Source organism: Actibacterium ureilyticum, from assembly GCF_002285435.1.
Lineage (GTDB): Bacteria > Pseudomonadota > Alphaproteobacteria > Rhodobacterales > Rhodobacteraceae > Actibacterium_C > Actibacterium_C ureilyticum.
Genome location: NZ_NSBT01000020.1, coordinates 175982 through 202187 on the forward strand (window position 1 = coordinate 175982; position 26206 = coordinate 202187).

The 26206-nt window shown below is 65.3% G+C and carries 23 protein-coding genes; 15 read left to right on the plus strand and 8 right to left on the minus strand.

Annotated features, from left to right (window positions below; translation table 11 throughout):
* Positions 1 to 22 precede the first annotated feature (22 nt).
* Genes CLM60_RS05535 through CLM60_RS05545 form a run of 3 tightly spaced genes read left to right on the plus strand, consistent with a single transcriptional unit; the run spans position 23 to position 2957 of the window.
* Complete coding sequence (locus tag CLM60_RS05535; RefSeq protein ID WP_245848261.1) at positions 23 to 1348, plus strand: TRAP transporter large permease; 1326 nt, start codon at positions 23 to 25, stop codon at positions 1346 to 1348.
* Positions 1345 to 2265 carry a hypothetical protein gene (locus CLM60_RS05540; protein WP_095588166.1) on the plus strand — a complete coding sequence of 307 codons (921 nt, stop codon included), beginning with the start codon at positions 1345 to 1347 and terminating at the stop codon, positions 2263 to 2265. The genes CLM60_RS05535 and CLM60_RS05540 overlap by 4 nt, the downstream gene beginning before the upstream one ends.
* Before the next feature lie 2 nt (positions 2266 to 2267).
* Positions 2268 to 2957 (plus strand): aspartate/glutamate racemase family protein, encoded by a 690-nt coding sequence (locus CLM60_RS05545; RefSeq protein ID WP_095588167.1) that lies wholly within the window; start codon positions 2268 to 2270, stop codon positions 2955 to 2957.
* On the opposite strand, the gene CLM60_RS05550 is transcribed toward CLM60_RS05545, so the two are convergent.
* Positions 2917 to 3714, minus strand: coding sequence for a carbon-nitrogen hydrolase family protein (locus CLM60_RS05550; RefSeq protein WP_176473800.1), 798 nt, complete (start codon positions 3712 to 3714; stop codon positions 2917 to 2919). The two genes, CLM60_RS05545 and CLM60_RS05550, sit on opposite strands and share 41 nt — an antisense overlap.
* A gap of 46 nt (positions 3715 to 3760) precedes the next feature.
* Between CLM60_RS05550 and CLM60_RS20845 the strand changes: the two genes are divergently transcribed.
* From CLM60_RS20845 to CLM60_RS05570, 4 genes are all read left to right on the plus strand, one after another.
* A complete protein-coding gene (locus tag CLM60_RS20845) occupies positions 3761 to 4342 on the plus strand; it encodes a hypothetical protein (RefSeq protein ID WP_176473801.1) in 582 nt (193 codons plus the stop codon).
* Positions 4343 to 4456: 114 nt separating this feature from the next.
* A complete protein-coding gene (locus CLM60_RS05560; RefSeq protein WP_095588170.1) occupies positions 4457 to 6670 on the plus strand; it encodes an efflux RND transporter periplasmic adaptor subunit in 2214 nt (737 codons plus the stop codon).
* Positions 6667 to 9849: an efflux RND transporter permease subunit gene (locus tag CLM60_RS05565; protein WP_095588171.1), complete on the plus strand. Its 3183-nt coding sequence runs from the start codon at positions 6667 to 6669 to the stop codon at positions 9847 to 9849. Before CLM60_RS05560 ends, CLM60_RS05565 begins: the two co-directional genes overlap by 4 nt.
* A 34-nt stretch (positions 9850 to 9883) precedes the next feature.
* The gene (locus CLM60_RS05570) at positions 9884 to 10222 is read left to right on the plus strand and encodes a copper-binding protein (protein WP_095588172.1); all 339 of its coding nucleotides are present in this window, start codon (positions 9884 to 9886) and stop codon (positions 10220 to 10222) included.
* A gap of 24 nt (positions 10223 to 10246) precedes the next feature.
* Here CLM60_RS05570 and CLM60_RS05575 read toward each other — a convergent pair whose 3' ends face one another.
* The 5 genes from CLM60_RS05575 to CLM60_RS05595 all read right to left on the minus strand — a co-directional run bounded on the left by CLM60_RS05575 (position 10247) and on the right by CLM60_RS05595 (position 13631).
* Entirely contained in the window at positions 10247 to 11557 is a 1311-nt protein-coding gene (locus tag CLM60_RS05575) for a multicopper oxidase family protein (protein WP_095588173.1), read from the minus strand.
* An 8-nt stretch (positions 11558 to 11565) separates the two neighbouring features.
* Complete coding sequence (locus tag CLM60_RS05580) at positions 11566 to 12429, minus strand: copper resistance D family protein (protein ID WP_095588174.1); 864 nt, start codon at positions 12427 to 12429, stop codon at positions 11566 to 11568.
* Between the two features lie 2 nt (positions 12430 to 12431).
* On the minus strand, positions 12432 to 12773 hold the full coding sequence (locus tag CLM60_RS05585) for a copper resistance CopC family protein (protein WP_095588175.1): 342 nt from the start codon (positions 12771 to 12773) through the stop codon (positions 12432 to 12434).
* A gap of 11 nt (positions 12774 to 12784) precedes the next feature.
* Complete coding sequence (locus CLM60_RS05590) at positions 12785 to 13216, minus strand: c-type cytochrome (RefSeq protein WP_095588176.1); 432 nt, start codon at positions 13214 to 13216, stop codon at positions 12785 to 12787.
* A gap of 94 nt (positions 13217 to 13310) precedes the next feature.
* Complete coding sequence (locus CLM60_RS05595) at positions 13311 to 13631, minus strand: hypothetical protein (RefSeq protein WP_095588177.1); 321 nt, start codon at positions 13629 to 13631, stop codon at positions 13311 to 13313.
* A 249-nt stretch (positions 13632 to 13880) separates the two neighbouring features.
* Between CLM60_RS05595 and CLM60_RS05600 the strand changes: the two genes are divergently transcribed.
* The 8 genes from CLM60_RS05600 to CLM60_RS05635 all read left to right on the plus strand — a co-directional run bounded on the left by CLM60_RS05600 (position 13881) and on the right by CLM60_RS05635 (position 23158).
* Positions 13881 to 15554, plus strand: a complete 1674-nt coding sequence (locus CLM60_RS05600) for a glycerol-3-phosphate dehydrogenase/oxidase (RefSeq protein WP_095588178.1) — start codon at positions 13881 to 13883, stop codon at positions 15552 to 15554.
* Entirely contained in the window at positions 15551 to 17050 is a 1500-nt protein-coding gene (locus CLM60_RS05605; protein WP_095588179.1) for an FGGY-family carbohydrate kinase, read from the plus strand. Before CLM60_RS05600 ends, CLM60_RS05605 begins: the two co-directional genes overlap by 4 nt.
* A gap of 21 nt (positions 17051 to 17071) precedes the next feature.
* Positions 17072 to 18343, plus strand: a complete 1272-nt coding sequence (locus tag CLM60_RS05610) for an extracellular solute-binding protein (RefSeq protein ID WP_095588180.1) — start codon at positions 17072 to 17074, stop codon at positions 18341 to 18343.
* 67 nt (positions 18344 to 18410) lie between these two features.
* Entirely contained in the window at positions 18411 to 19283 is an 873-nt protein-coding gene (locus CLM60_RS05615; protein ID WP_095588241.1) for a carbohydrate ABC transporter permease, read from the plus strand.
* Positions 19271 to 20086: a carbohydrate ABC transporter permease gene (locus CLM60_RS05620; protein ID WP_095588181.1), complete on the plus strand. Its 816-nt coding sequence runs from the start codon at positions 19271 to 19273 to the stop codon at positions 20084 to 20086. Before CLM60_RS05615 ends, CLM60_RS05620 begins: the two co-directional genes overlap by 13 nt.
* Positions 20087 to 20095: 9 nt before the next feature.
* Positions 20096 to 21175: an ABC transporter ATP-binding protein gene (locus CLM60_RS05625; protein WP_095588182.1), complete on the plus strand. Its 1080-nt coding sequence runs from the start codon at positions 20096 to 20098 to the stop codon at positions 21173 to 21175.
* A 3-nt stretch (positions 21176 to 21178) separates the two neighbouring features.
* A complete protein-coding gene (locus CLM60_RS05630) occupies positions 21179 to 22183 on the plus strand; it encodes a hypothetical protein (protein ID WP_095588183.1) in 1005 nt (334 codons plus the stop codon).
* Positions 22184 to 22222: 39 nt separating this feature from the next.
* Positions 22223 to 23158, plus strand: a complete 936-nt coding sequence (locus CLM60_RS05635; protein ID WP_095588184.1) for a sugar-binding transcriptional regulator — start codon at positions 22223 to 22225, stop codon at positions 23156 to 23158.
* Here the strand turns inward: CLM60_RS05635 and CLM60_RS05640 are convergent.
* Both CLM60_RS05640 and CLM60_RS05645 read right to left on the minus strand, forming a co-directional pair.
* A complete protein-coding gene (locus CLM60_RS05640) occupies positions 23114 to 24448 on the minus strand; it encodes an O-antigen ligase domain-containing protein (RefSeq protein WP_245848247.1) in 1335 nt (444 codons plus the stop codon). The genes CLM60_RS05635 and CLM60_RS05640 overlap by 45 nt on opposite strands.
* Positions 24445 to 25881, minus strand: a complete 1437-nt coding sequence (locus CLM60_RS05645; RefSeq protein ID WP_095588185.1) for a GumC family protein — start codon at positions 25879 to 25881, stop codon at positions 24445 to 24447. Before CLM60_RS05645 ends, CLM60_RS05640 begins: the two co-directional genes overlap by 4 nt.
* Between the last annotated feature and the right edge of the window lie 325 nt (positions 25882 to 26206).

A 26206-nucleotide genomic window follows, 5' to 3' on the forward strand; every position in this document is an offset into this window, starting at 1 on the left:
GATCTATGCCGCGATCCATCTGATGACCGGGTTCGATCGCGATGCCGTTGGCCTGAAGATCGGCGTTTTCCTGTTTGTCCTGTTCTTTCTGCTGGGAACCGGGCTTTGGGTGGGGCTGGCGCTGATCGGCGTGGCCTATATGGGGACGATCGGTTTTACGTCCCGCAATCCCGGCAGTTCCATGAGCATCACGATCTGGTCGTCCGCGTCCAGCTGGACGCTGACCTCTTTGCCGCTGTTCATTTGGATGGGCGAGATTCTGTATCGTACACGCCTGTCCGAGGACATGTTCAAAGGTCTGGCGCCGTGGTTGTCGCGGTTTCCTGGGGGGCTGCTGCATACCAATGTGGTGGGCTGCACCGTGTTCGCCGCCGTGTCCGGCTCTTCCGCTGCGACGCTGACGACGGTCGGCAAGATGTCGATTCCCGAGCTGCGCAAACGCGGATATCCCGAGTTCATGATTGTCGGAACCCTGGCCGGCGCGGCCACGCTGGGGCTGATGATCCCGCCGTCGCTGACGCTGATCGTGTATGGGGTGACCGTTCAGCAAAGCATCACCAGCCTGTTCATGGCCGGGGTTATCCCGGGGCTGGTTCTTGCGGGGCTTTTCATGGCCTATATCGCGGGCTGGTCGGTTCTGCGCAAGGATCAGGCCCCGCAGCCCGAACCGCGCATGACCCTTGCGGCCAGGCTGCGGGCCTCGGTCCTGTTGATCCCGGTGATTGTGCTGATCCTGATAGTGATCGGGTCGATGTATCTGGGCCTGGCAACCGCGACCGAGGCGGCGGCCTTTGGGGTGATCGGTGCGCTGGTGCTTGCGGGATTTCAGGGATCGTTGAGCCGCCGCGCCTTTCTGGACAGCCTGTTCGGCGCGACCCGCACGTCGGCCATGATTGCGCTGATCCTGATGGGGGCCAGCTTTCTGACCCTTGCCATGGGCTTTACCGGTGTTCCACGGACGCTTGCCGGGCTTATCGCGGATCTGGGGCTTTCGCCGGTGGCGCTGATCGCCGCGCTCACCGTGTTCTATATCATCATCGGCATGTTCCTTGACGGGATTTCGGCGGTCGTTCTGACGATGGCGATCATCGAGCCGATGGTCCGTGCGGCGGGGATCGATCTGTTGTGGTTTGGGATCTTTATCGTGGTTGTCGTCGAGATGGCCCAGATCACGCCGCCGGTCGGGTTCAACCTGTTCGTTCTTCAGGGCATGACGCGCCACGATATGGGATATATCGCGCGTACCGCCTTGCCGATGTTTCTGATCATGGTGTTGATGGTTGCAATTCTGGTGATCTTCCCCGGGCTGGTGACCTGGCTGCCCGATACGGTCCAGGCAGCACAATGAACTTCGTGGCCTGGGCGGGGCGGCATGCTTCGGCCCTCCTGCTGGTTGGGTTCGCGACCGTGCCGTTCCTGCCGGTCTCTGCCGAGACTTTGCGGCCGTTGCTGCCGCCCCTGGTCATACTGGTGACCGCACTTGGGGTTGCGCGTCAGCCAATTGACCGGCGCAGGCTGAAAAGCCTGTTCAATACGCGGCAGGCAGTGTTCGCGCTGCTGTGGGTTATCCTTGCACAGGTTGTCGCCACGCGTTTCGCGGTATCCGTGGGGCAGTTGTTCGGCGCGACATCCGATCAGCTGATCTTTGTCGCAGCGTTCTTTGCGGCCCCACCGTTAAGCTCGGCTCCCAATATATGCCTGATCCTTGGCTATGACTACGCGGTGGCCTTGCGAGTGTCTGTTTTGGGGACAATCTGCGCGCCGGTTCTGATGCCTCTGGCGCTGTCCCTATCGGGGCTGGATCTTGATGTTTCGGGCATCGCGATTGCGCTGCGCGTCTTTGGCATGCTGTTGGGTGGCGTTGCGCTTGGGGTTCTGATTCAGATCGGCTTGGGCCCGGCGAGGGTCGCGCGCCATGTCGATACGCTGAACGGCTTGGCAGCGCTTGCCATGATCGCTTTTCTGTTCCCGCTGATATCGGGCGCGAAGGCGGCGGTTGTCGCCGCTCCGCATCTTGCGCTTGCGTTGCTGTGCCTTGCCTTGACCCTGAATCTTTTGGGCAACCTTCTGGTGCGTCAGGCGGCGGGCTTCTTCACCTCCCCGCTGCGATCGGCGACGCTGGGCTATGTCTTCGGGAACCGCAATCTTTCCGTTTTTCTGGCCTCGGTTCCATTCGATCCCGACCTTACACTTTTTGTCGCGCTGATGCAGGCGCCGATCTATGCGACGCCGGCGCTTTTCTCTTTCATTCAAAGGAGCCGCTAGCCATGTCGCCCTTTATCGGAGTTCTCAGCCTGGATACACAGTTTCCCCGGATCAAGGGAGACGCGGGGCATCCCGAAAGCTATCACATCCCGGCGCGCATTCGGGTTGTCGCCGGGGCGGGCAGCCCACAGATCGTGCGGCGCGGGCGCCCCGCACCGGAACTGGTCACCGCGTTCCGGCAGTCGGCCGAGGATCTGGTTGCGGATGGCGCCTGCCTTGTGACCTCGACCTGCGGATTTCTGATATCGGTTCAAAAAGACATCGCCCGCGGGTTGGCGGTGCCGGTCTGCCTGTCGGGACTTTGCCTGTTGCCAATGGTGCGCCAGATGATGGGCAACGCGCCCATTGGTGTGCTGACCGCATCGGCGCAATCCCTTGGATATGGCGCCATCCGCGCCGCCGGCGTGTCCTATGACCAAGTGCGCATCGGCGGGCTGGAGCGGCACACCTTGTTCGCCGATACGTTTCTAAGCCCCAAAGACCGGCAACCCGACACATTCGATCACGAAAAGATGGCGGCGGGGGTTGTTGGCGCGGCACTTGACCTGGTCCGGGGCAGCCCCGAAATCGCGGCGATCGTTCTGGAATGCGGGAACCTGCCCCCCTATGCCGCGGCGATCCGACAGGCGACCGGACGCCCGGTTTTTTCCATCATAGATGCGGCACGTCTGATCGTGCCGCAAGTTGCCTGAGATCTGCCAGCTGCGTCGACAGGGATTGCGCCGGATAGTCGGCGAGCTCTGGCAATTGGACATAAAGCGCTGTCGGCTCGCAACCCGCCCGGGCCAGCGGCTTGCCGTCGGGTCCCGCGACGAGTGACAGGCCCGAGAATTCCAATCCCGCCTGCTCGCCACAGTAATTGGCATAGGCCACAAACTGGCGGTTTTCGCAGGCGCGCGCCGGGATCAGCACGTCCTGAACATGTTCGTACCCCTTTGGGTTCGCGGTCGGCACGATCACGACCTCTGCACCGCGGCGGGCAAGGTCCCGGGCATATTCAGGGAACTCGATCTCATAGCAAATTAACAGGCCGCATTTGCGCCCGGCAATTTCAAAGATCGGTGCAGGGGCTGTGCCATGCGCAAAGCTCTCGTGTTCCATCGCACCGAACAGTTGGCGCTTGCGGTAATGCGCCACGACATCGCCTGTGCGGGCGACCACAGTGGCCGAATTATATACTGTGTCATCAGCGCGCTCGGCCCAGCCCAAGGCAATGGCGCATCGATATTCCCGCGCCATGCCAGCGATGCGCGTCATCCAGAGGCCATCTGTTGATTGTGCGTCGCGCTGGTGGCGTTCGGGAACGTTGTAGCCGGGCAGTGTAAGCTCGGGGAAAACGACCAGATCGACATCCTGTGCCGTGCTTTCGGAAATGGCGGCCTCCATCAGGGCGACAATGCGCTCGGGCGTATCCCGTGCGGCAGAGAGCTGAATAATGCCTAGTTTCAATCGGAACTCCTGTGCCGTTTCCGGCTGTTTGCGGGACCGGTATGGATTGCGCGTAACCAGCGGCTTCCAGTTTGAGTGTATGCGCCCGATCTGTCCATCAAGAGATATGGGTGGTTCCAAGAAGCCATGGCGCCGCTCGCGCAATTGTCATCGTGCGACAGGCCGCTGCGGGATCGTGGCGGTTGCATTTTTGCGCGGCTGCGTCATTTTGGGGCGCATGAAAAGGCTGACCCATCAGTTTTTCCTGTTGCTTGCCCGGCAAGGAAACCTCGCGCTGGCGATGATCCTTGTGATCGGGGTGCAGTCGCTGCCGCTTCAGGCCATGGTTGCGCCCGCGCCGGGCATGGACGCGGCCGCATCCCATGCCGACCACATGTCGGGGAATGACCATGCGGCGATGCATCGCCAGATGACGGCGGAACAGGACGATGCAGGTCACAATCCCCATGACGGGCATGAATTTTCCGGCTGCGGCAGCAAGATCTGCTGTGGCGGCGCGTGCCTTGATCCGGTGGTGATGCGCCGCGCGCTGCGTGTCATTGCCATGCCGCTTGCGCCTACGGCCGCGCGGATCGCGCCCATGCGCCAGCACGCGACGATAGAACACCCTCCTCGCCTGACGGCCTGATGGCGGTGCCGCTCGCAAGGGTGGCGCGCCTGACAGGATAAGCGGCCCCGGGACCCGTGCGGTCCGGGCCTGTTCGGTCGCGCTGCGACCTTCCGAAAGGCACATGAGGTTTTCATGCAAGGACGATATCTGGCCCTGGCCCTGCTGGCACTGGGCGCGGGAATCGGTGGCGGCGTCGCGCTGGAACGGTTCCACCTGACGAAAACGGCGGATGCGGGGGGCGATGGCCCCGGGATACTGTACTGGGTCGCGCCGATGGATCCGAATTTCCGCCGCGATGGTCCGGGCAAATCACCCATGGGGATGGATCTGATCCCGGTCTATGAGGGGGGCGAACCCGCCGGCGACCCGGCCGAGGTCCAGCTGGACGCGGCCGAGATCAACGCCATCGGCGTGCGCACCGCCCTGGCCAGCCTGGAAGAAATCGCGCCTCAGATCCGCACCGTCGGTTTCGCCGAATGGAACGAACACCGCACCGCCCATATCCACACCCGGGTCGAGGGGTGGATCGAACGGCTGGAGGTGCGCGCCGTGGGCGACCGCGTGGCCAAGGGCGATCTGCTGTTCGAGCTGTTCTCGCCCGAGGTCGGCGCGGCAACGGCCGAGCTGGTGCGCGCGCTCGAATCCGAGCCTGGCACGCGTATCGTCGACATTGCCAAGAACCGGCTGCGCAGCATCGGGCTGGAGGATCGCCAGATCGAACGCATCGCCCGCAGCCGCCAGCCAGAGCGCACCGTTGCCGTCTATGCCCCGCAGGACGGGATCGTGGTGGCGTTCGAAGCCGCCGAGGGCATGTACCTGAAGCCCGATATCCGCGCGCTGACCCTGACCGACCCGGCCCGCATATGGGTCATCGCAGACGTATTCGAACGCGATCTGGGCCGCCTGAGCCCGGACATGCAGGCAACCGCCCGGTTCGAACATCTGCCGGGCGTTCGTTTCACCGGGCGGATCGATTATATCTATCCCGAGCTTGACATGCGGACGCGTACGCTTCCGGTGCGGCTGGTATTCGACAATGCCGACGGGCAATTGCGCCCGGGCATGTTCAGCTCGGTCACGCTGGAAGGGTCCGATCCGCGAATGGCGGTGACCGTCCCGTCCGAGGCTGTGATCCGCACCGGCCGGGCCGAGCGGATCATGCTGAAGACCGGCGAGGGACAGTTTCGTCCGCGCCTGGTGACCACGGGTCTGCGTGACGGGTTCGGGGCCGGTGGCCGGACCGAGGTGATCCAGGGCCTGTCGCCGGGGGAAGAGGTCGTCGCCTCGGCCCAGTTCCTGATCGACAGCGAAAGCACGCTGAACGCGGGCATGATGCGCATGGCGCCCACCGAACTTGCCCCGGTCAAGGCCCGGGGCGAGGTCGTTTCGGTCGACCCCGATGCAAGCGCTTTGGTGATCGCGCATGAGCCCGTCGCCGATCTGGATTGGCCAGCGATGCAGACCCGTTTCACCGTGGCCCGCACGGTTGCGCTGAACAATGTTGCGCCCGGGGATGGGGTGGCGGTCATGCTGCACCGGGGTGCCGATGGCCAGCTGTGGATCGGGGCGATGACCGGCGATGACGGTGTCGCCGCGACAGGGCAGGGGGTCGCACAGGGCGTCACCGCCGACGGGCGCCTGACCCTGACGCATGAACCGATCCCGGAACTGGGCTGGGGTGCGATGACCATGGACATGACGCTGATCGGCGTCGACGCGCGGGATGTGCCGCTGGACGTTCCGGTGGAATTCGACCTGACCCGCGACGATGACGGGATGTTCGCCATCATGGCGGTGCGCGCGGCGGGAACCGACCCCGCCACCGACAACGCAGACGCCGCCGCACCCGCCGCGCCGCGCCTGATTGAGGCGACGGGAAAGATCACCGCGCTGAAGCCGGAAACCGGCATGGCCACCATCGCGCATGGCCCGCTCAAGGCCATCGGGATGCCCGCGATGACGATGGATTTCGCGCTTGCGCCGGGGCTGGATCCCGCAACCCTTCCGCTGGACACGGACATGCCGCTGACCTTTGAGCAGGGGGCGGACATGACCCTGAGCCTGGCGTCTTTCACCCCGCCCGCCGAAGACGCGCGGCGGATCGCGGCGTCGGGTGTCATCGACAGCATCGATCCGCAAACCGGATCGGCCACCATCACCCATGGCCCGATGCGTGCCATTGGGATGCCGGGCATGACGATGGATTTCCCGCTGACCTCCGGGCTTGACCCCGCGACGCTGCCCGTCGGCCGCGAGGTCGCGCTTGAATTCATCCAGCGCGCGGACATGTCGCTGGAACTGGTCGGTGTCGAAGCGGCTGTGAACCCGGCGGAGCTGGGCCAATGATCGGGGCTGTCATCCGCTGGTCGATCGCGAACCGCTTCATCGTCATCCTGCTGGCCATCGTGCTGGGGGCATCGGGCATCTGGGCGCTGCGTACCACCCCGGTCGACGCTATCCCGGACCTGTCCGAGGTTCAGGTGATCGTGCGCACGCCCTATCCCGGCCAGGCCCCGCAGGTGATCGAGGATCAGGTCACCTATCCCCTGGCCACCGCCATGCTGGCGGTCCCGGCGGCGGTGGATGTGCGCGGATTCTCGTTCTTTGGCGACAGCTATGTCTATGTCGTGTTCGAGGACCGCACCGATCTGTACTGGGCGCGTTCGCGGGTGCAGGAATATCTGGGCCAGATCGCCGCCCGCCTGCCCGAAGGGGTAACGCCGGAACTGGGTCCCGATGCAACGGGCGTCGGCTGGATCTATCAATATGCGCTGATCGACCGCAGCGGCCGGCACGACATTGCCCAGCTGCGCAGCCTGCAGGACTGGTTCCTGAAATACGAGCTGCAGACCATCGACGGCGTGTCCGAGGTCGCAACGATCGGCGGCATGGTGCGGCAATATCAGGTGGTGATCGATCCCGAAAAGCTGCGGGCCTATGACCTGACGCTGAGCCAGGTGCGCGATGCGATCCAGACCGCGAACCGCGAATCCGGCGGCAGCGTGATCGAGATGGCCGAGGCCGAGTACATGGTGCGCGCCACCGGCTATGTCACCGGCCTGCAGGACCTGGCCGATGCGCCGCTAAAGGTCAACGACCGCGGTGCGGCGCTGACCCTGGGGGACGTGGCCGAGCTGCGCATGGGTCCCGAGATGCGCCGCGGCGTCGGCGAATTCGACGGCCAGGGCGACGCGACCGGCGGCGTGGTGATCATGCGCTGGGGCGGCAATGCGCTGGCGACGATCCAGGCGGTCGAGGCCCGGCTGGACGAGCTGCGCCCGTCGCTGCCCGAAGGGGTCGAGATCGTGACAACCTATGACCGGTCAGGCGTGATCGAACGCGCGATCGACAACCTGAAGCACAAGCTGACCGAGGAATTCATCGTCGTCGTGCTGGTCTGCGGCGCGTTCCTGCTGCACATGCGCTCGTCGCTGGTGATCGTGCTGTCGCTGCCGCTGGGGATTGCGGCGGCGCTGGTGGTGATGCGGTTGCAGGGGGTGAATGCCAACATCATGTCGCTGGGCGGTATCGCCATAGCCATCGGGGCCATGGTCGACGCGGCCATCGTGATGATCGAAGCGATGCACAGGCGGCTGGAGCACGAGAAGCTGACGCCCGAGAACCGCTGGCGGATCGTGGCCGAAACCTGTTCCGAGGTCGGACCCGCGCTGTTCTATTCGCTGGCGATCATCGCGGTCAGCTTCCTGCCCGTCTTTGTGCTGGAAAGCCAGGAGGGGCGGATGTTCAAGCCGCTTGCCTTCACCAAGACCTATGCGATGGCGGCGGCCTGTATCCTGTCGATCACGCTGGTGCCGGTGCTGATGGGCTGGTTCGTGCGCGGGCGCATCCTGGCCGAAAGCCGCAATCCGCTGAACCGGCTGTGCATCTGGGCCTATCGCCCGTTTCTGGATGCGGCGGTCGCCTGGCCGTGGGCCACGTCGCTTCTGGCCATTGCCGTGGTCGGGTCGATGTGGTGGCCGATGCAGCGGATCGGGACGGAATTCATGCCCGAGCTGAAAGAGGGCGACTTCCTGTACATGCCATCGCTTTATCCCGGCGTGTCGATCGGCAAGGCGCGCGAGGTGCTGCAACAGACCGACCGGCTGATCCGCACGATCCCCGAGGTCGAGACCGTGCACGGCAAGCTGGGCCGGGCCGACACCGCGACCGATCCCGCGCCGCTGACCATGATCGAAACCACAATCCAGCTGAAACCCGAAGGGGACTGGCGCCCCGGCATGACAATGGAAAAGATCCGCGACGAACTGGACCGGATCGTACAGGTGCCGGGTGTGACCAATGTCTGGATCCAGCCGATCAAGAACCGCATCGACATGCTGGCCACCGGCATCAAGACCCCGGTCGGGGTCAAGATCACCGGCGCCGATCTGTCGGTGATCGAAGAAGTCGGCGTCCAGATCGAAAGCATCGTCGGCGGGATCGCGGGCACGGCCTCGGCCTATGCCGAGCGGCCCGTTGGCGGGCGCTTTGTCGAGGTTGACGTGGATCGAAATGCGGCGGGGCGCTATGGCCTGTCGGTCGCGGATGTCCAGCAGGTGGTCCAGACCGCCATCGGCGGGCTGCAGGTTTCCGAAAGCGTCGAGGGGCTGGAACGCTATCCGATCAACCTGCGCTATCCGCAGGATTGGCGCAACAGCCCCGAGGCGCTGCGCGACCTGCCCGTTGTTACGCCATCGGGCGCGCATGTGCCGCTGGGGGCGGTCACGCAGATTTCGGTGGTCGACGGGCCGGGCATGATCCGGTCCGAGAACGCCCGCCGCACCGGGTTTGTCTTCATCGACATCGCCGGGCGCGATCTGGGTGGCTATGTGGCCGAAGCCCGCGCCACGGTGCAGCGCGAACTGACCTTGCCGCCGGGCTATTCCATCGCCTGGTCGGGCCAGTACGAATATATCGAACGGGTCCGCGACCGGCTGGTGCTGGTGGCGCCGGCCACGCTGCTGACGATCACGCTGATGCTGTTCATGGCGTTCCGCCGGATGACCGAGGTGGCGATGATCCTGGCTGCGCTGCCGGTGGCGCTGTCGGGCGGGGTCTGGCTGATCTGGTATCTGGGCTTCGATCTGTCGGTCGCCGTTCTGGTGGGCTTTATCGCGCTTGCCGGTGTGGCAGTCGAAACCGCGATCGTCATGCTGCTTTACCTGAACCTGGCCTGGGCCAAGCGGGTCAAGAACGCGGCCGCGCGGGGCGATGCGCTGACCCGTGCCGATATCGAACAGGCGGTCTTCGAAGGCGCGCTGTTGCGGGTGAGGCCCAAGGTGATGACCGTGGCCACGATCTTTGCCGGGCTGATCCCCATCATGTACGGCACCGCCACCGGGTCCGAGATCATGAGCCGCATCGCCGCCCCGATGATCGGCGGCATGGCAACGGCCACGTTGCTGACGCTGTTCGTCATTCCGGCGCTGTTCGTGATCTGGAAGCGGATCACGCTGGCGCGCACCAATCGCGCGCTGTCCGACACCGGTGTGACTGCCGGGGCGGCACCCGTCCCGGCCGAATAACCCATCCCAACGCATGTAACTGGAGGACACCCCAATGCGTAAGATCCTTGCAACCACCACCCTGATGGCGCTGTGCGCGGCCCCCGCGGCGATGGCGCAGATGGACCATTCCAACATGGACCATTCCGCCATGCCGATGGCCGAGGACATGATCCATGCCGAAGCCACGCTGAATGCCATCGGCGACGGCACCCTGAATGTCAGCCATGGCCCGATCAAGGAAATCGGCTGGCCCGCGATGACGATGGACCTGCCAATGATGGCGGGCGCAAACCTGCCCGACGGGCTGGAACCCGGCGACAAGGTTCTGATGATGCTGGGTCAGGATCACGAAGGCATGTACGCCATCAGCGGCCTTGAACCGATGGAGTGATTGCGGCAACCCCCCCGGGTCGCGTCAGGTGACCGCGACCCAGGTTTTCATGCCCGCCGCCTGATGGCCCAGCATGTGGCAATGGAGCAGCCACTTGCCGGGGTTGTCGAAGACGCAGGCGATCTCGCGCGTGGTGCCGGGATCGACAAGCGTCGTGTCGCGCAGCGCGCCCGGGCTGCCATCGGCGTCAAGCTCGACGAAATGGTGGCCATGCAGGTGGATGCCATGCGCAAAACGCGTGTCGTTCACCAGCCGGATGCGCGCGGTCTGGCCGCGTTCGAAGCTGTGAAAGGGTGTGTCGGTCATCCCCGATTGCCCGTTGAACGCCCAGATCCCCGATTGTGACATCATCCGTGGGCTCATCGCACCGCCCTCCATCCTCAGGGTCAGGGACAGCGCGCTGTCCATGTCGAGCGTGGCGATATCGTTGGGCGGCAGCAGCGGGATGTCGGACGGCTGCCGCGCGGTGTTGGTGCCGCTGACCGCAATCGCGCCCAGCTCGTACGGACCGTCGCGGGTGGGGAAGGTGACGGTCACCCGGTCGGTCGCGGTCACATCGGCGATGATATCCACCCGCTGCGCCGGGGCCAGAACCAGCCCGGTCGGCGCCTGTGGCGTGGCCAGCGGCATGCCATCCAGCGCGACGACCTGGCCCACGATCCCGTCCAGATCGACCGGGAACACCCGGTCGGTGGCCACATTGATCAGCCGCAGGCGCAGCCGGTCGCCCTGCTGCACGGGGGTTTCGGGCGTGATCAGCGCGCGGGCGAAATTGCCCAGCCGCCCCTGATGGGCCTGGTCGTGCATGTTGTCATACCCGCCCGCCAGCGCGCCATCCTCGGTCAGGCGCCAGTCGTCGATCATCACGACCAGATCGTGATCCACATCGGGCGGCGACGGCTCGTCGACGATCAGCGGGCCGTAAAGCCCGCGCGCCACCTGTTCCCAGGACCGGTTATGCGAGTGGTACCAGAAGGTCCCCGCATCGGGCGCGCGAAAGCGATAGGTGAAGTCGCCCCCCGGCGCGACCATGTCCTGGGTCAGCCCCGGCACGCCATCCATCGCGTTGTCGATCCGCAGCCCGTGCCAATGCACCGCTGAGCCGTCGTCGATCCGGTTGGCGAAACGCAGATCCAGCTCGGCCCCCTGCATCACGCGCAGTAGCGGTCCGGGCGTGGTGCCGTTGAACCCCAGCATCGGGGTCGCGGGTTCGTCCATTGGCAGGATCTGCGCGCGGACGGGCTGCGCGACCAGCTGGATCGGGGTGGCCGCGGCGCCAAGGCGCGGTGCCAGCGCGGCGGCGGCGGCGGTGATCAGGAAATCTCGTCTGTGCATCGGATACCTCAATTCGGCAGGGTCATGACGCTGGTCAGCGTTGCGGTCGCCGCAAGCACCAGCACCATGACGATGGTTTCAACCTCGATAGAGCGCGCCAGATGGCGTGCGGCGCGGCCATCGCCGGCCTGCATCGCGGGAACAAAGCGCAGCTTGTTCGCGGCGGCCAGGCCCAGCACCGCCCCGACCAGCGCCAGCTTCAGCAGCGCCTGGCCATACCCCGTGGCCACCAGCGCGCGCAGATCCCCCAGCAGCAGCCAGGCCATGACCGCCCCGGCCATGATCAGCACCGGCACGATGACCGCCGCCGCCCGCCCGAACCGGTGGCCCAGCTCTGCCGCGCGGGACAGATCGGCGCCCCGCAGCGCCAGCGCGCGCAGCGGGCCAAGCGCCCCGATCCAGAACGCGATCCCCAGCAGGTGCAGCAGCAGCAACAGGCGCAGGCCGTTTTGATCCAGCTCGGGGATATGCCCGATCCGGGTAAAGGACCACAGCGCCAGCAGCCCCCCGGCCAGCGCAACCCACTGCCCCGCGCGGGGCAGGCACAGCCCGGCGATCATCACGGCCGCGCCCGCAACGCGCAGGGCCAGCGCGTCGCCCACCGGGGTCTGCCACAACAGGCCCAGCATCTCGGGGTCGGTCATGCCGCCGGCGCCCCCGGTCAGCGCCGCACCGCGCAGCATGAAGCCCAAGGCCGCGGCCCCCAGCGCCAGCCCGGCCAGGGCCTGCGCCTGCCGCCGCATGGCGCGGGCCAGCGGCCGGACAAGATCGGCAAAGGTCAGGCGGATCATCACCAGCCCCGTCGCGCCGGTGACGCCCGCATAAAGCAGCAGCTTCGACAGGATCGCGGCAACGCCCCAGAGATCGGGCATGATCATTCCACCGTGAAGCTGAACGCGCCCTGCATCGCGTGGCCGTCCTGTCCCAGCCCGCGCCATTCGATGCGATAGGCGCCCGGCCCGTCGACCCCCAGCGGCAGGGTAAAGGCGCGGCCGAATGCCTTTTGCGCCCCCAGATCCAGCTGCACCGCCGATTGGTCCGCATGGGTCAGGTCCACCCGCGTCAGCCGGATGTCATCGGCGAAGTTCAGGGCGATCTCTGCCGGGGCGGCGGCCAGCGTCGCGCCATCGGCGGGGGTGGTGGTGTCGACCCGCGAATGGGCGGATGCACCAGTGGCAAGCGCGCTTAGCAGGGCGATCATGGCAAATGTCTTCATCGGTTTGTTCCTCAGTCAATTCCGTTGGCGCGCTGGATCGCGCGGATATAGGCAATCACCATGGCCACATCGCCACGGGTCAACCCGCCGACCGGGGGCATGTCGCCAAACCGCCAGTGATGGCTTTGCACCCCCATCGCAACCGCGCGCTGAAAGGATTCGTCCGCGTGATGGCCGGGCTCATAGATAACATGGATCAGCGGCGGCCCGGCGCCTTCGTTGCCCGCCCCGTTGGGGCCGTGGCAGGTGGCACAGGCCGTATCGAAGATGCGCTGGCCGATCGCGGCATCGCCGGTGATCGGCGGCAGGCTGACCGCCACCATCGCGCCGGGCGCCGGTGGGGTTTGCGGCGGGGCGGCGTCGGGCGGGGCGGGGCGCAAAAGGGCGATTGCGGCAATCGCCGCCACCGCACCCGCGCCAAGCAGCAGGAATTTGGGGGTCATGGATCTGTCCTAACCTTGGGTAGCAGGGATGGCCGCGCCGGGCGCGCAGCCGTTCGGGCGGTCGTGCGGCAAGCGCACGGCGCCGGTGTCCGGCCTAGCGGTTGGGGGGTCTGTCGGGACTGTCTGGATGTTGCGAGGTCGACAGATGCGCCACCTGCCAGCCCAGCACGATGCCGGATGGCCGCAGATCGACGTGATGCGGCGCGATGACCAGCGCCATGACATGACACATGAAGGGATTGCAGCCGTCATGTGACGGGCCATCCGTTCCCTGATGGGTGGTGTCATCCGCGTGCTGGTGGGCCGCAGGCCCCGTCGCGTGGTCGTCGCAAGGGGCGCCGAAACAGCCCGGCGGCATCGTGTGCGCCACCGTTCCAAGCCCAAGCACAAGGGCCAGGACCGCGACCATCAGCATCGAACCTATGCGGCGAACAACCTTCACCCGCAAAGCCTAGAACAGGTTGCGCCGCAAGACAACGGCGCTGCGGGCGGTCGTACGATCATCTGTGCGGCTTACCATTGGTCCGGCTGTTGACGACACCCCGCGCGAATGCGGATACGACTTTATTTTAATAATGATAAACATACTTTACAAAAGTAAATCATGCTGTTTATCTGCTGCGCAAGGAAGACTGGCAAACAAAACGCATTGCGGGGGGGGCACATGCCGCGTTTCAGGGAGGACAACATCGCTTTGGCGGGTGCGCCGGGGCAGCCCGATGTCGTGATCCTTGGCGGTGGCGTCAACGGGGTGGCGACCTTGCGCGAACTGGCGTTGAACGGCGTGTCCTGCGCGCTAATCGATACCGGGGATTTCTGCGCCGGGGCGAGCAGCGCGTCCAGCCGCATGGCGCATGGCGGCTTGCGCTATCTGGAAGGGCGCGAGTTCCGGCTGGTCGCGGAATCCGCGCGCGAGCGGAATCGCCTGATCGCGAATGCCGGGCATATCGTGAAGCCGTTGCAGATCACCGTGCCGATCCGTCATCTGGTGGCCGGGTTTGGTCGGTCGGTCGCCCGGTTCCTGGGGATCTCGCGCCGCAGCGGGCCGCTGTCGCTGGCCGCGCTGGAGGGTGCGCTGCGCGTCTATGAGGCCTTGGGCCGGCGCACGCATCCGCTGCCGCCGCATCGCGCGGTGCTGCGGCGGGCGGGTTTTCCGAAAGGGCTGGGTCCGGATACGCGCGCGGTCGTGTCCTATTACGATGGGCAGATCACGCAGCCCGAGGGGCTGGTGTTCGAAATGCTGGACGAGGCTTTGGCCCAGGGTCCGCAGGTCTTTGCGCTGAACCATGTGCGCTGGCAACGCGCGGGCGATGCCCTTGAGCTCACCGATCCGGTGTCGGGCGCCAGCTTCACCCTGCGCCCCCGGGTGATCGTCAATGCCACGGGCGCCTGGATCGACGCGGTGAATGCGCAGCTGGGCGGGCGCACGCAATACCTGCGCGGGGTCAAGGGCGCGCATCTGGTGCTGGATCATCCGGAGCTTCTGGCGCGCATGGATGGGCGCGCGTTCTATTTCGATGACGGAACGGGCCGGATGGTCATCACCCTGCCGGTGGGCGGCAATGTGCTGGTCGGCACGACAGAGGTCGAAACCGCAGAGCCCGGCGACCTGGCCGTTTCCGGTGACGAAATCGCGTATCTGCTGGCCGCGATTGACGGGCTGTTTACCGATATCACGGTCAAGCGGCAGCATATCGTTTCGGTCACCACGGGGATTCGGCCGTTGCGGCGCGGGCCGGGCGACAGCTCGGCCACCAGCGCGGCGCGCGATCACGCGCTTGAGGAAGACAGGTTCGACGGGCTGGACGCGCCTGTCCTGTCGCTGGTCGGTGGGAAATGGACGACCTTTCGCGCCTTTGGCGAAGAGGCCGCGGATCGTGCGCTGGCGCTGCTGGGTGTCGCGCGGCAGGTGTCGACGGTTGACCGGACCTATCCCGGTGCGGGCGCGATTGCGCGCGCAGAGCTGACCGCCCAAGGCATCGACGCGGCCCTGGCAGACCGTCTGATCGACCGCTTCGGCGCGCTGGCGCGGGATGTGGCGCCATTTTGCATGGACGCGGGCGCGCGGCCCATCGCGGATGCGCCGGATCTGAGCCGGGGCGAGGTGATCCACGCCATCCGGCGTCGCGGTGCGCTCCATGTCGAAGATATCGTGCTGCGGCGATCCCGGCTGACCTTTGGGGCGGGGCTGTCGCCGCGTGCGGTCGCGGATGTCGCACAGATCCTGCAGGCGGAAACCGGGCGCGATGCGGCCGCGATCCGTGCCGAATGCGACGCCGCGCTGCGCGATCCGCGTCTGGGCGGGTTGCGCGCCAGCACGCTTGAGGGGGCCGCATGACCAAGCGGGTGATCATTGCGATCGATGCGGGCGGCACGGCGGTCAAGGTCGTGGCCTTTGATCTGCGCGGCAACCAGGTGGCCGCCCGCGCCGCCAATGTCGAAACACAGCATCTGGGCGATGGCCGGGTCGAACGCGCGCTGGCGCCGTTCTGGGCGGGCACCGTCGCGGCGCTGCGCCAGATCGTGGCCGATTGCGCGGATCATGACATCGCTGCGCTGGCCTGCACGGGGTTCGGCAACGGTCTGTTCTTGGTTGATGCGGACGGCCGGGGCACCCGCAACGGGATCGTGTCGGTCGACCATCGCGCGCAGCCGCTGGTCGACGATCTGACGCGCAGCGGCATTGCCGACCGCGTGTCGCGGATCACCGGCCATCGGTTGTGGGGCGGGCAATCGGTGATGATGTTCGCCTATCTGGCCCGGGCCGAGCCCGAGGTCATGGCACGTACCCGCTGGGTTCTGGCGTGCAAGGATGCGATCCGGTTCCTTCTGACCGGCGCGGCGCTGACCGATCCCACCGATGCCAGCGGCGGCGGTCTCATGGATCTGGACGCGGGTGTCTATGCCCATGAAGCGCTGGCCATGCTGGATCTTGACGCCCATGCCCAAAGGCTGCCTGCGATCGTGCCCAGCGACAGCGTCGCGGGCCGGGTCAGCGCCAGCGCCGCAGAGCTGACGGGGTTGCCCGCCGGGTTGCCGGTTGCGGGATCGATGATGGATGTGGCGGCCTGCGCGCTGGGCGCCGGGGCCTTCGGCGCGGATGTCTTCACGATGATCGCCGGCACCTGGTCGATCAACTCGATCGAGGCCACGGGCACCGCGGGCGACAGCTATCCGATCCTGAACATGCTTTACGGCGGCGCGGACAACCGGCTTGTGGCCGAGGGCAGCCCGTGTTCGGCGGCGAACCTGAGCTGGTATCTGGACAAGGCGCTGGGCGGGCGCGTGGATTTCGACCAGGCCAACGCGCTGGTGGCCGACGCGCCCATAGCGGCGCAACGCTGTCAATTCCTGCCCTATGTTTTCGGGCCCGCGCCAAAGCGCGGCGGGTTTTTCGACCTGGGCGCGACGGACGACCTGTCGACGATGCTGCGGGCGATCTTCGAAGGTGTCGCCTTTCAGGCGCGCCGGCACGCCGAAGACGCGGTGGCGCTGGCGGGGCGGGACTTTCCGCCGGTGATCCGGCTGGCGGGCGGGGCCGCGAAATCGCCGGTCTGGTGCCAGAGCTTTGCCGATATCTGCCAGCGCCCGGTCGAGGCCGTGCACGCAGCCGAGGTTGGCGCGCTTGGCGCCGCGATCTGTGCTGCCGTGGCTGCGGGCGACTATGCCGACCTGCATCAGGCGGTTGGGCAGATGACCCGCGTGGCCCGCCGGTTCACGCCCGACCCGGCCCATGCGGCGTTCTACGACGAAAGATTTGCCAGGTTCCGCGCGCTTGATGCGGCGTTGACCGATCTGGCAGAGCCACGGCCCGCAACCGATCGCGGGGACTGAACCAATCCAAGGGAGGAAACTATGGATCGCAAGAGACTTTACCTGACCGGTGCTATTTGTGCACTTGCGTCGCCGCTTTATGCACAGGACGCCTGCAAGGGGTCGCTGGACACGTTGAACGTCATCGCCCAGGGCATGCCCGCCGTCACCGCGCTGGATGCCCATCTGGCCGAGTTCAACGACAAATGGGACACCGAGGTCAAGATCACCATGCTGGGCGAGAACGAGCGCCGCGCGAAGTCGCGCCTGGACGCGTCGACCGGCGCGGGCGCCTATCAGGTGATCTATATCGACGAGGCGAACCTGGCCGAATATGTCGCGGCGGGGTGGGTCTATCCGCTGGCCGATGTGGTGCCCGAAGCCTATGACATCGCCGATTTCCGTACCGATCTAAGCAACGTGGCCACGGTGGACGGCGCGCAGTATTTTGCGCCCTTCGTGGGGGGCGGCGACGTGATGATGTACCGCAAGGACCTGCTGGAGGATGCGGGTATCGCGGTGCCACAGACGCTGGACGAGATGGTGGCCGCGATCGCGGCGCTCGATGGTGCCGATAATGGCGCGCATGGCTGGTCGGCGCGTGGGCAGCGCGGCTCGGGGATGAATGTCTGGCGCTGGACGCCGTTCTTCCGGGCCAAGGGCGGCGAATGGCTTGACGGTGACGCACCCGCGTTCAACAGCGACGCAGGGGTCGAGGCGACCGCGCTTTACAGCCAGCTGATGGACTATGCTCCGCCGGGCGTGGCCACGTTCAACTGGTCGGATTCGGTCGAGGCCTTTCGCGGCGGCCAGGTGGCCATCCTGATCGAAAGCGACGTGTTCGGCCCCTGGATGGAAGACCCTGAAAAGTCGTCCGTCGTCGGCAAGGTCGGCTATGCCCCGCCGCCCGCGCCGCTGCCTTCGGCGGGCTGGGCGCATGGTTGGGCGGTCTCGAAAATCGGGGCGGCCGAAGATTGCACGAAAGCCATCGCAGGCGATTTCGTCGGCTGGGCCACATCGAAAGAGATGGAACAGAAGCGGATTGAGGCGGGCATCGCTTCGGATGTCGGCCGGGTTTCGACCCTGCAAAGCGATGGGTTCACCGCGCTGGTGCCGCAGGAATATATTGATGCGCTGCTGGAGACCGGGCCGAAGACCAGCCTGTTGATCATGGCCAGCCCCGCCTGGCCCGAGATCGGCGACAACCTGGGCCTGGCGCTGGAAGAGGTGTTTTCCGGCACGCGCGACGACATCCAGGGCGCGCTGGACGAGGCCGCGTTCTTTGCCGAAGACAGCCTGGCCCAACTGAAATAGCGGAAGTCGCCGCACCGAAAACGCCCCGCGCGGCGGTTCGGTGCGGCGCAGCTTTCAAGGATTTGACATGACCCGCAAGATATTCGTCCGGCTCGCCCTTGTGCCCGCGATTTCGATCCTGGCCACGCTGGCGCTGGTGTCGATCGCCGGGGCGATCTGGTTCGCGCTGATGAACCGGACGCTTCGCAGCCCCGAATATGAATTCGTGGGGGCCTATAACTTTCTGCGCCTGTTGCGTGACAGCCGGTTCTTCAACGCGCTCGAGATCTCGGCGCTGTGGGAGCTGATCACCGTTACCGGTACGCTGGGGCTGGCGGTTCTGTTGTCGGTGCTGATCTACGAGACCGTGCAGAAGCCGCTTTGGCGCAACGTGATCTGCTTTGCCTTTCTGGTGCCGGTGCTGCTGCCGCGCGTGGCGGCGGCGTTCATCTGGCGGTTCATGTATTCGCCATCGCTGGGGGTGATCAATTACCTGTGCGGGCTGGTGGGGATCGGCCCGGTCGAATTTCTGGCCGACCCGTCGCTGGCGCTGATTTCGGTCGCCGTGGTCGATATCTGGCAATGGGGCCTGTTCTTTACGGTCATCGTGCTGAAGCTGATGGAAACCCTGCCGCGCGACCCGATCGAGGCCGCGATGCTGGACAATGCGCGGCGCTGGGAAATCCACGCCTATGTCACCTTGCCGATGCTCAAGGGGCCGCTGGTCAGCCTGGCGCTGGTGAAGGCGGTGGAAAGCTTGCGGTCGTTCGACCTGATCTTTGTGATGACCGGCGGCGGGCCGGGCAAGGCGACCGAGACGCTGGATCTGTACGCCTATCAGATGGGGATCAACATGGGCGGTCGGATTTCCTATGCCTCGGCCATGTCGCTGCTGCTGCTGGTCGTCACGACCATCGCCTTTACCGTCATCTGGAAAGCGGGGAAAAAATGGGCCGCGTAATCTCTGCCACCCTGGCCCGCGGGCTGCTTGCGCTTTTGATCGTGGTCGCGCTGGGGCCGATCCTGTGGACCGTTCTGGGTGCGTTCAAAGAGTTGCGCGACATCGTCACGCCGGTACCGAAACTGCTGTTCGAACCGACGCTGGACAACTTCGCGACGATCCTGCGCAACCCCACGATCCGTGACGGTCTGCTGCATTCGGGGGTCGTGGTGTCGGTTTCGGTGCTGATCGGTGCGGTGCTTGGCATTCCGGCGGCGCACGCGCTGGCCCGTCACGCCCAGCGATTTGGCGATGACGTACAGTTCTTCGTGCTGTCGCTGCGGTTCATGCCGCCGGTGGCCATCGCGATCCCGTTCATCGTGATCTATCTGGATCTGGGGATCTATGACACGCTGTTCGGGCTGATCCTGGTCTATCTGATCACCACGATTTCCACCGTCATCTGGCTGTCGGTCCCGGCGTTCGAACGGGTGCCGCGCGATATCGAGGAAGCCGCCGCGATGGAGGGCTGTTCCCCGTTCGAGGTGTTCTGGCGGTTCTCTCTTCCGGTGGCGGCGCCGTCGCTGTTCGGCGCCATCGTGTTCACCTTCGTGCTGGTGTGGAACGAACTGCTGCTGGCGCTGACGCTGGCCGCGCAGAATGCCACGCTTCCGGTGGTGGCCGCGTCCATCACGTCGCTTGGCAAGGAGGTCCCCTGGGGCGTGATCAACGCCGCGACCGTGGTGCTTGTGATCCCCCCGCTTGTCTTTATCGGCCTGCTGATGGGCCTTCTCAACACGTCGGTCCAGAGCGGCCGGAAATAGGACAGATCAATGGCCAACATTACCTGCAGCAACATCGTCAAATCCTATGGCGCCTTTCCGGTGATCGACGGGCTGGACCTCAGCATCCCGGACCATGAATTCGTCGTCTTTCTGGGCCCGTCGGGCTGCGGCAAATCCACCATGCTGCGCATGATCGCAGGGCTGGAAGAGGTGACCGGCGGCCGGATCGAGATCGGCGGAACCGATGTGACCGACATGCCCCCCGGCGACCGGGGCGTGGCGATGGTGTTTCAAAGCTATGCGCTTTATCCGCATATGAGCGTGGCGGACAACATCACCTTCGGGTTGCGCCGACAGGGTGTGTCGCGGTCCGAAATCGCGCCGCGGCTGGAACAGGTCGCCGATATGCTGGGGCTGTCGCCCTATCTTGACCGGCGGCCAAAGAACCTGTCGGGCGGGCAGCAACAGCGCGTCGCCATGGCGCGCGCGATGATCAAGACGCCCAAGGTATTTCTGTTCGACGAGCCGCTTTCGAACCTGGACGCCAAGCTGCGCGAGAAGCTGCGGACCGAGATCCGCAAGATGCACCTGCAACTCAAAACTACGACGATTTTCGTCACCCATGACCAGCTCGAGGCGATGACGATTGCCGACCGGATCGTTCTGATGCGCGATGGCGAGATCGAGCAGATGGGCACGCCGGACGAGATATTCGAGCGTCCGGCCTCGCATTTCGTCGCCGATTTCATCGGCACGCCGGCGATGAATTTCATCGACGCCACGATCGAGGCCGGCCATGTGGCCCGCGCCGGCAGCATCGCGCTGTCGCTGTCGCCCGAACTGTTCCCCGGTCTGGTCCCGGGCCAGAAGGTCGAGCTGGGCCTGCGGCCCGCGTCGATGGATCTGGCCGCGCCCGATGCACCGAACGCCATCGGCGGCACCGTGGTTCTGGTCGAAAACATGGGCGCCGAAGGACAGGTGATCACCCAGGTCGACGGGGCCGAGATTTCCTTTGTCACGCCGCAGTTCCGGCAGGTCCGCGCGGGCGAGACCGTGCATTTCGCGCTGCGCCCCGACCAGATCCACATCTTCGATCCCGAAACGGGTCGCAGCCTGAGAGGGGTATGAACCATGACGACACGTTTTGCACAGAAGATCGCGCGCCTGGCCGCGGGGGCGTATCGGACCGGCGACTATATGATCGCCGATGCCAAAGATACCGAAGTGACCGGCGGCGTGCCCGCCCTGGGTCTGCACCGCGACGCGCAGGGCCGCCCGGTGGGGCCGCGCACCCGGCCGCAATTCCTTGACCAGGTTCGCAAGGTCATCGCGCAGGACGTGGTCGATATCATGCTGACCGCCGCAGGCACGGCCGAGCTGCTGCGCGACGAGGGGGTCTTTGCCGGAACCGCCATCGAGCCCGCGTTTCGCGCCAACGAGACCACCTGTGTCTGGGGCAATGTGCGTGGCGCGGCCTATAACACGGCACCGTCCCATCCCTATCGCGGCGCGAACCTGGACATGGCGCCGGCCAAGCTGTGTCTTTATTCGATCACCTTCGTGAACGACACCCAGCACGATCTGCGCGCGCTGGACGCCTATGCCGCGTTTCGCCGCCAGGCGCAGGCGGCGGGGGTGCAGCATTTCCTCGAGGTGTTCAATCCCAACGTCCCGGGTGCCGTGGCCGATGCCGATCTGGGCGCGTTCGTGAATGACAATATCATTCGTCTGATGGCCAGCCTGACCCATGCCGAACGGCCCGCCTTCCTCAAGGTCGCCTATAACGGCCCCGAGGCGCTGGCCGAGCTTTGCCGCCACGACCCCACCACGGTTGTGGGCGTGCTGGGCGGGGCCGGGGCCACGCATCGCGATACGTTCGAACTGATCGCGCAATCCGAACGCCACGGCGCGCGGCTTGCGCTGTTCGGGCGCAAGATCAATCAGGCGGAATGCCAGACAACGCTGATCCGCTGGATGCGGCTTGTGGCGGATCGCAAGGCCACGGCCAGCCAGGCGGTCGCGGGCTATCACGACGACCTGCGCCAGGCCGGGCTGACCCCCGATCGCAGCCTGTCCGAAGATTCGCGCATCACGTCCCAGGTTCTGCGTTTCGACGCCGCCGAAGCTGGGGTATAACGCCCTGCAATCCCGCCGTTTTCACAGGAGGCCCGGTCAATGGTGCGCGCCAACCACCCGTCGGACAGAACCGTCGCCGAAGCGGCCTGGCTTTACTATATCAAGGGCCTGAACCAGGCCGAGATCGCCAAGGCGATGGGCCTGTCGCGCCCCACGGTGATCACCTATTTGCGGCTGGCGCGGGAACGACAGATCGTCGGAGTGAAGATCGCGGGCGAGCATTTCCGGGTGAACGCGCTGGCCGACCGGCTGCGCGAGACCTATGGCCTGCGCGCGGCGCTGGTGGTGCCGAACGGCGAGACGCCGCTGGACAGCATGCACCAGGTCTGCGAGGCGGCGGCGCATTTCCTGCCGGATTTCGTGGCGCCCGGCGATACGCTGGGCGTCAGCTGGGGGCAGACCGTGTCCTTCGTGTCGGAACGGATGCCGTGGTGGCCGGTCGACGGGCTGGTGGTGCGCCAGCTGATCGGATCGCTGGCCAATCCGCTGTTGCCGACCTGCGAAAGCTGCACGACCGAGATCGCGCGCCGGATGTCGGGCCAGTGCATCAACCTGAACGCCCCTGCGGTCTGTTCCGATGCGGGGCTGGCCCGCAGCCTCAGGGCCGAGCCCATCATCGCCGAACAGCTTGTGCGGCTGCACGATTGCCGCAAGGCGATCTATTCGCTCAGCCCCTGTACGGCCGACACCCATGTGGTGCAGTTCAACATCGCCACGCCGGATGACATCGCGGCCTATGTCGCAAAGGGCGCGGTCGGCATCATCGCGGGCCGGTTCATCGATGCCGAAGGCGCACCGGTTCTGGGCGCGCTCGACGACCGCATGATCGGCGCGGATCATGGGCTGCTGCGCGACATGTCCGGTCTTCTGGTGGTCAGCGGCACGGCCAAGGCCGACCCCACCCGCGCCGCGCTGCGCGGCGGTTACGCGTCACATGTCGTGCTGGACGCCGATCTGGCCCAGGCGCTGATCTGAAGCGGATCCCGGCACATATGCGGTCGACCGTTCCTTGGCTGCGTTCAGCTCGCGCAGATGAACACCCAGCAGAACCAGGCCGGGCCACAGCATATAGGCCTCGATCTCGATGTTTTCGCCGAATGACAGCAGGACGATTGTCATCAGGACACCCAGCGGCAGCCGGCCCCGCGAATGGGTAGCGGCGTCCCTCAGGACAATTGCGATATGCACCAACAGCGGAATGGCCAGTGCCAGAAATCCAACCAGGCCTTTGACGAAAAGCAGGCCGAACCATGTATGGTGGCTGCCGATTGGCATATATTCGACCGCATGCGAACCGGGCTGTACGGTGCCATGGCCAAACCAGTAAGCGTCGTTCACCCAGCGTTCCTCTGCGATGCGCTGCAGGGTGGCGCGCACCCGGGTGCTGTCGGCACGCGCGCCCTTGAACGCGGCCACGCTGTCCTGTGCCAATGACAAAATCGCTGTTCCAAAGACCGCAAGCGAGGCCGTCAGGCCCGCAGTAAGCCGCCAGGCCCAACCTTGCAGGATCAGCGGTAACAGCCGGGGCGCCACGGTACAGGCCGCAAGGCCCACCAGACCCATGCGCGATTTCGATGCCAGGATCATCAGCACCCCCGCCATGACGCCCGCCGCCATCCAGCGACGGTCTTTTTCTTCCAGCGCAAACAGGACCATGATCACGCCCAACAGGGCCGCAAAAGGTGACCAAGGCGCATAGAACTGCCAACGCGGTGTCCAGCTGGCGGGGTCCCAAGTGAAGAAATAGACGCTGAAATACTCGGGGCCGGGTCCGCCAACGACCTTGAGCGGCGAGGTGAAGATTCTCTCCGGCAGGCCAATATAAGGGGCGGCCAGCAGGATCGGCGCCAATACCAGCGTCCAAAGCCCGATGACGCACTGTCCCCGCACCAGCACCTCGCGCCGGATCGGCAGCACCGCACCGATCAACGGAAAGAGCGCCAGCAAAGCCCAGCCCTTGGCCCAGCCGATTGACGATTTGATGGTTTTCTTCAGCCCCAGCCCCCAATCCAGGTGCCCGACCCAAAGCGCGACAAGCATCGCGGTCATCCCGGCGATCCAAAGCCACACCAGCGGATGTACAGGAACCTGGTTGCGCAAATCACAGCGCATCGCAGGGCCAAGATAGAGCGCCAGAGCAGCTAGTCCTCCCAGTGTCCATGCCAGAACGGGTCCCACGATATAAAGTGCGCCGATGGCATAGAAGGGCCAGGTCAGCACCATTGCGCGATACAACAGCCGCTCGGCCGGGTTCTGCGGTTTCATCGTACCTGTTCCCGCCCAGCGATGATCCGGCCAATCAGAGCCGAGCGGACCCAACCCAGAAGAAGGCTGACGATCAACATGAAAGTCGCGGCGCCCCCGGCAGCAATGGCCAGCTTGCGGTTGGGCGAAGACGGTTTTTCAGGCAGCGACGGGTTTTCCAGAACCTGCACCAAAGGGTACGAGGCATAGACATCGGATTTGGTCGACTGGCTGCGTGCGATGGCGCTGGCAAAGACCGCCTCGGCCACCGAAAAGTCACGCTGCAGATCTTCCAGCCGTGCGGCCTGAGGGGCGAGCCGTCGCAATTTTGACGTTTCGGCGTCGGCGCGCGCCTGCATCGTCTCGTACTGGCGTTGCACCCCGGCGCGCGCCGCGTCCTGCCGGACCAACTGGGCCAGAAGCTCGGCGCGGGCACCATCGGGTGCCAGATCGAGCGTGCTTAATGCATCCGGCCGAAGCCCTGTGACCGACGCGGCGCGCATACGCGCGCTGGCGATGGCGGCCTGATGGGCATGGCGTGCCTGACGGACCTTGGGGTGTGCCTCGCCAAAGCTGGACCTTGCTTCGGCCAAGGCGGCGGCCTGTATACCCAGTTCTTGGGTCAGGCTGATGAATTCGGCATCGGCGTACAATTTCAGAGTTGCTGCAGCGGCGGCGGCGGGAATGCCCAATGTGATTTCGAGCGCGGCGACCTCTTCGGTGGTCTCGCTGAGTTGCGCGGCCAGATCCTGCACGCGGCTGACCAGATCACGGGTGGCATCCGTCATCGCATCGTAATCGGTTGCCGACCACAACCCGCTTTCGCGTTGCAGCGCCTCGATCTCGGTCCGTGTGGCGGCGACCGAACGCCGATATTCCGCGATTGCGGCCAGCCCGCTGCCCTCGCGGGTGGTCTGTTCATCTGACCTGAGCGCATCGAGCTCAGTGAAAAAGGCTGTCATCAGCGCTTCGCCCCTTTGCCGTGCCTCGTCCGGTGACCCGCCAGTTACCTCGACATGGATCAGCCCGGTCTGATCGACCAGGCTCACGCGGGGTTTGCCAAAGCGGTGCCGGTCAAGGTTCAGAGAGCGCGCCGCCGCTTCCAGGATGCGATCGGCACCCAACAGCCGCTTGTAGGTTTCGGTCGGGCTTACCGCGTTGCTGGCAAAGGCCGAATTGGCGTAGGAGGACGCCTGTCCGATACCATTGAGGTTCACCGAAGCAGAGGCACCCGATCCGGGCAGGATCAGTGATGTGTGCGACTTGAAGCTGAGCGGCGCGGTTTTCAGATACCCGCTGATTGGTGCCCAGATCAGAACCGATCCAAGGATCAGGCTGGCGAAATAGCGCGGAAGGCGCCCAAAGTCGTTCAGACGGCTGCCCATGACGATCCGGCGAAGGCCAATACGGCGGGCCGGGCTTCGGGGCGGTTCTGTGGTGGCGTCAAAGGTCATCTCTGTCTCCTTTGTCTTTCTCATACCCGCGCGGACAGGAAATAGCCCCGCCGACAATGGCGAGGCTGCAGCTTCTTCGGAACAGAGGCCCTATGCAAAAGTGTAGTCCGTTGAGCGATGGCCCGGATTTCGCGGGGCTATGATTCTGCCCTCAGCCGGATGGTCACAGCGTAAATTTCCGGTCCCGATCCGATACCCCGCTTATTCCTTTTGGATAGTACGCGCACCGGCGGCATAGGATGTCTTGTCGCTTTGGCGAGGGCCTCATCCGAAGGCCCCGCGCGCTGTCCGTCCGCTCGATTGAGCGAAATCACAAAGTCCCACA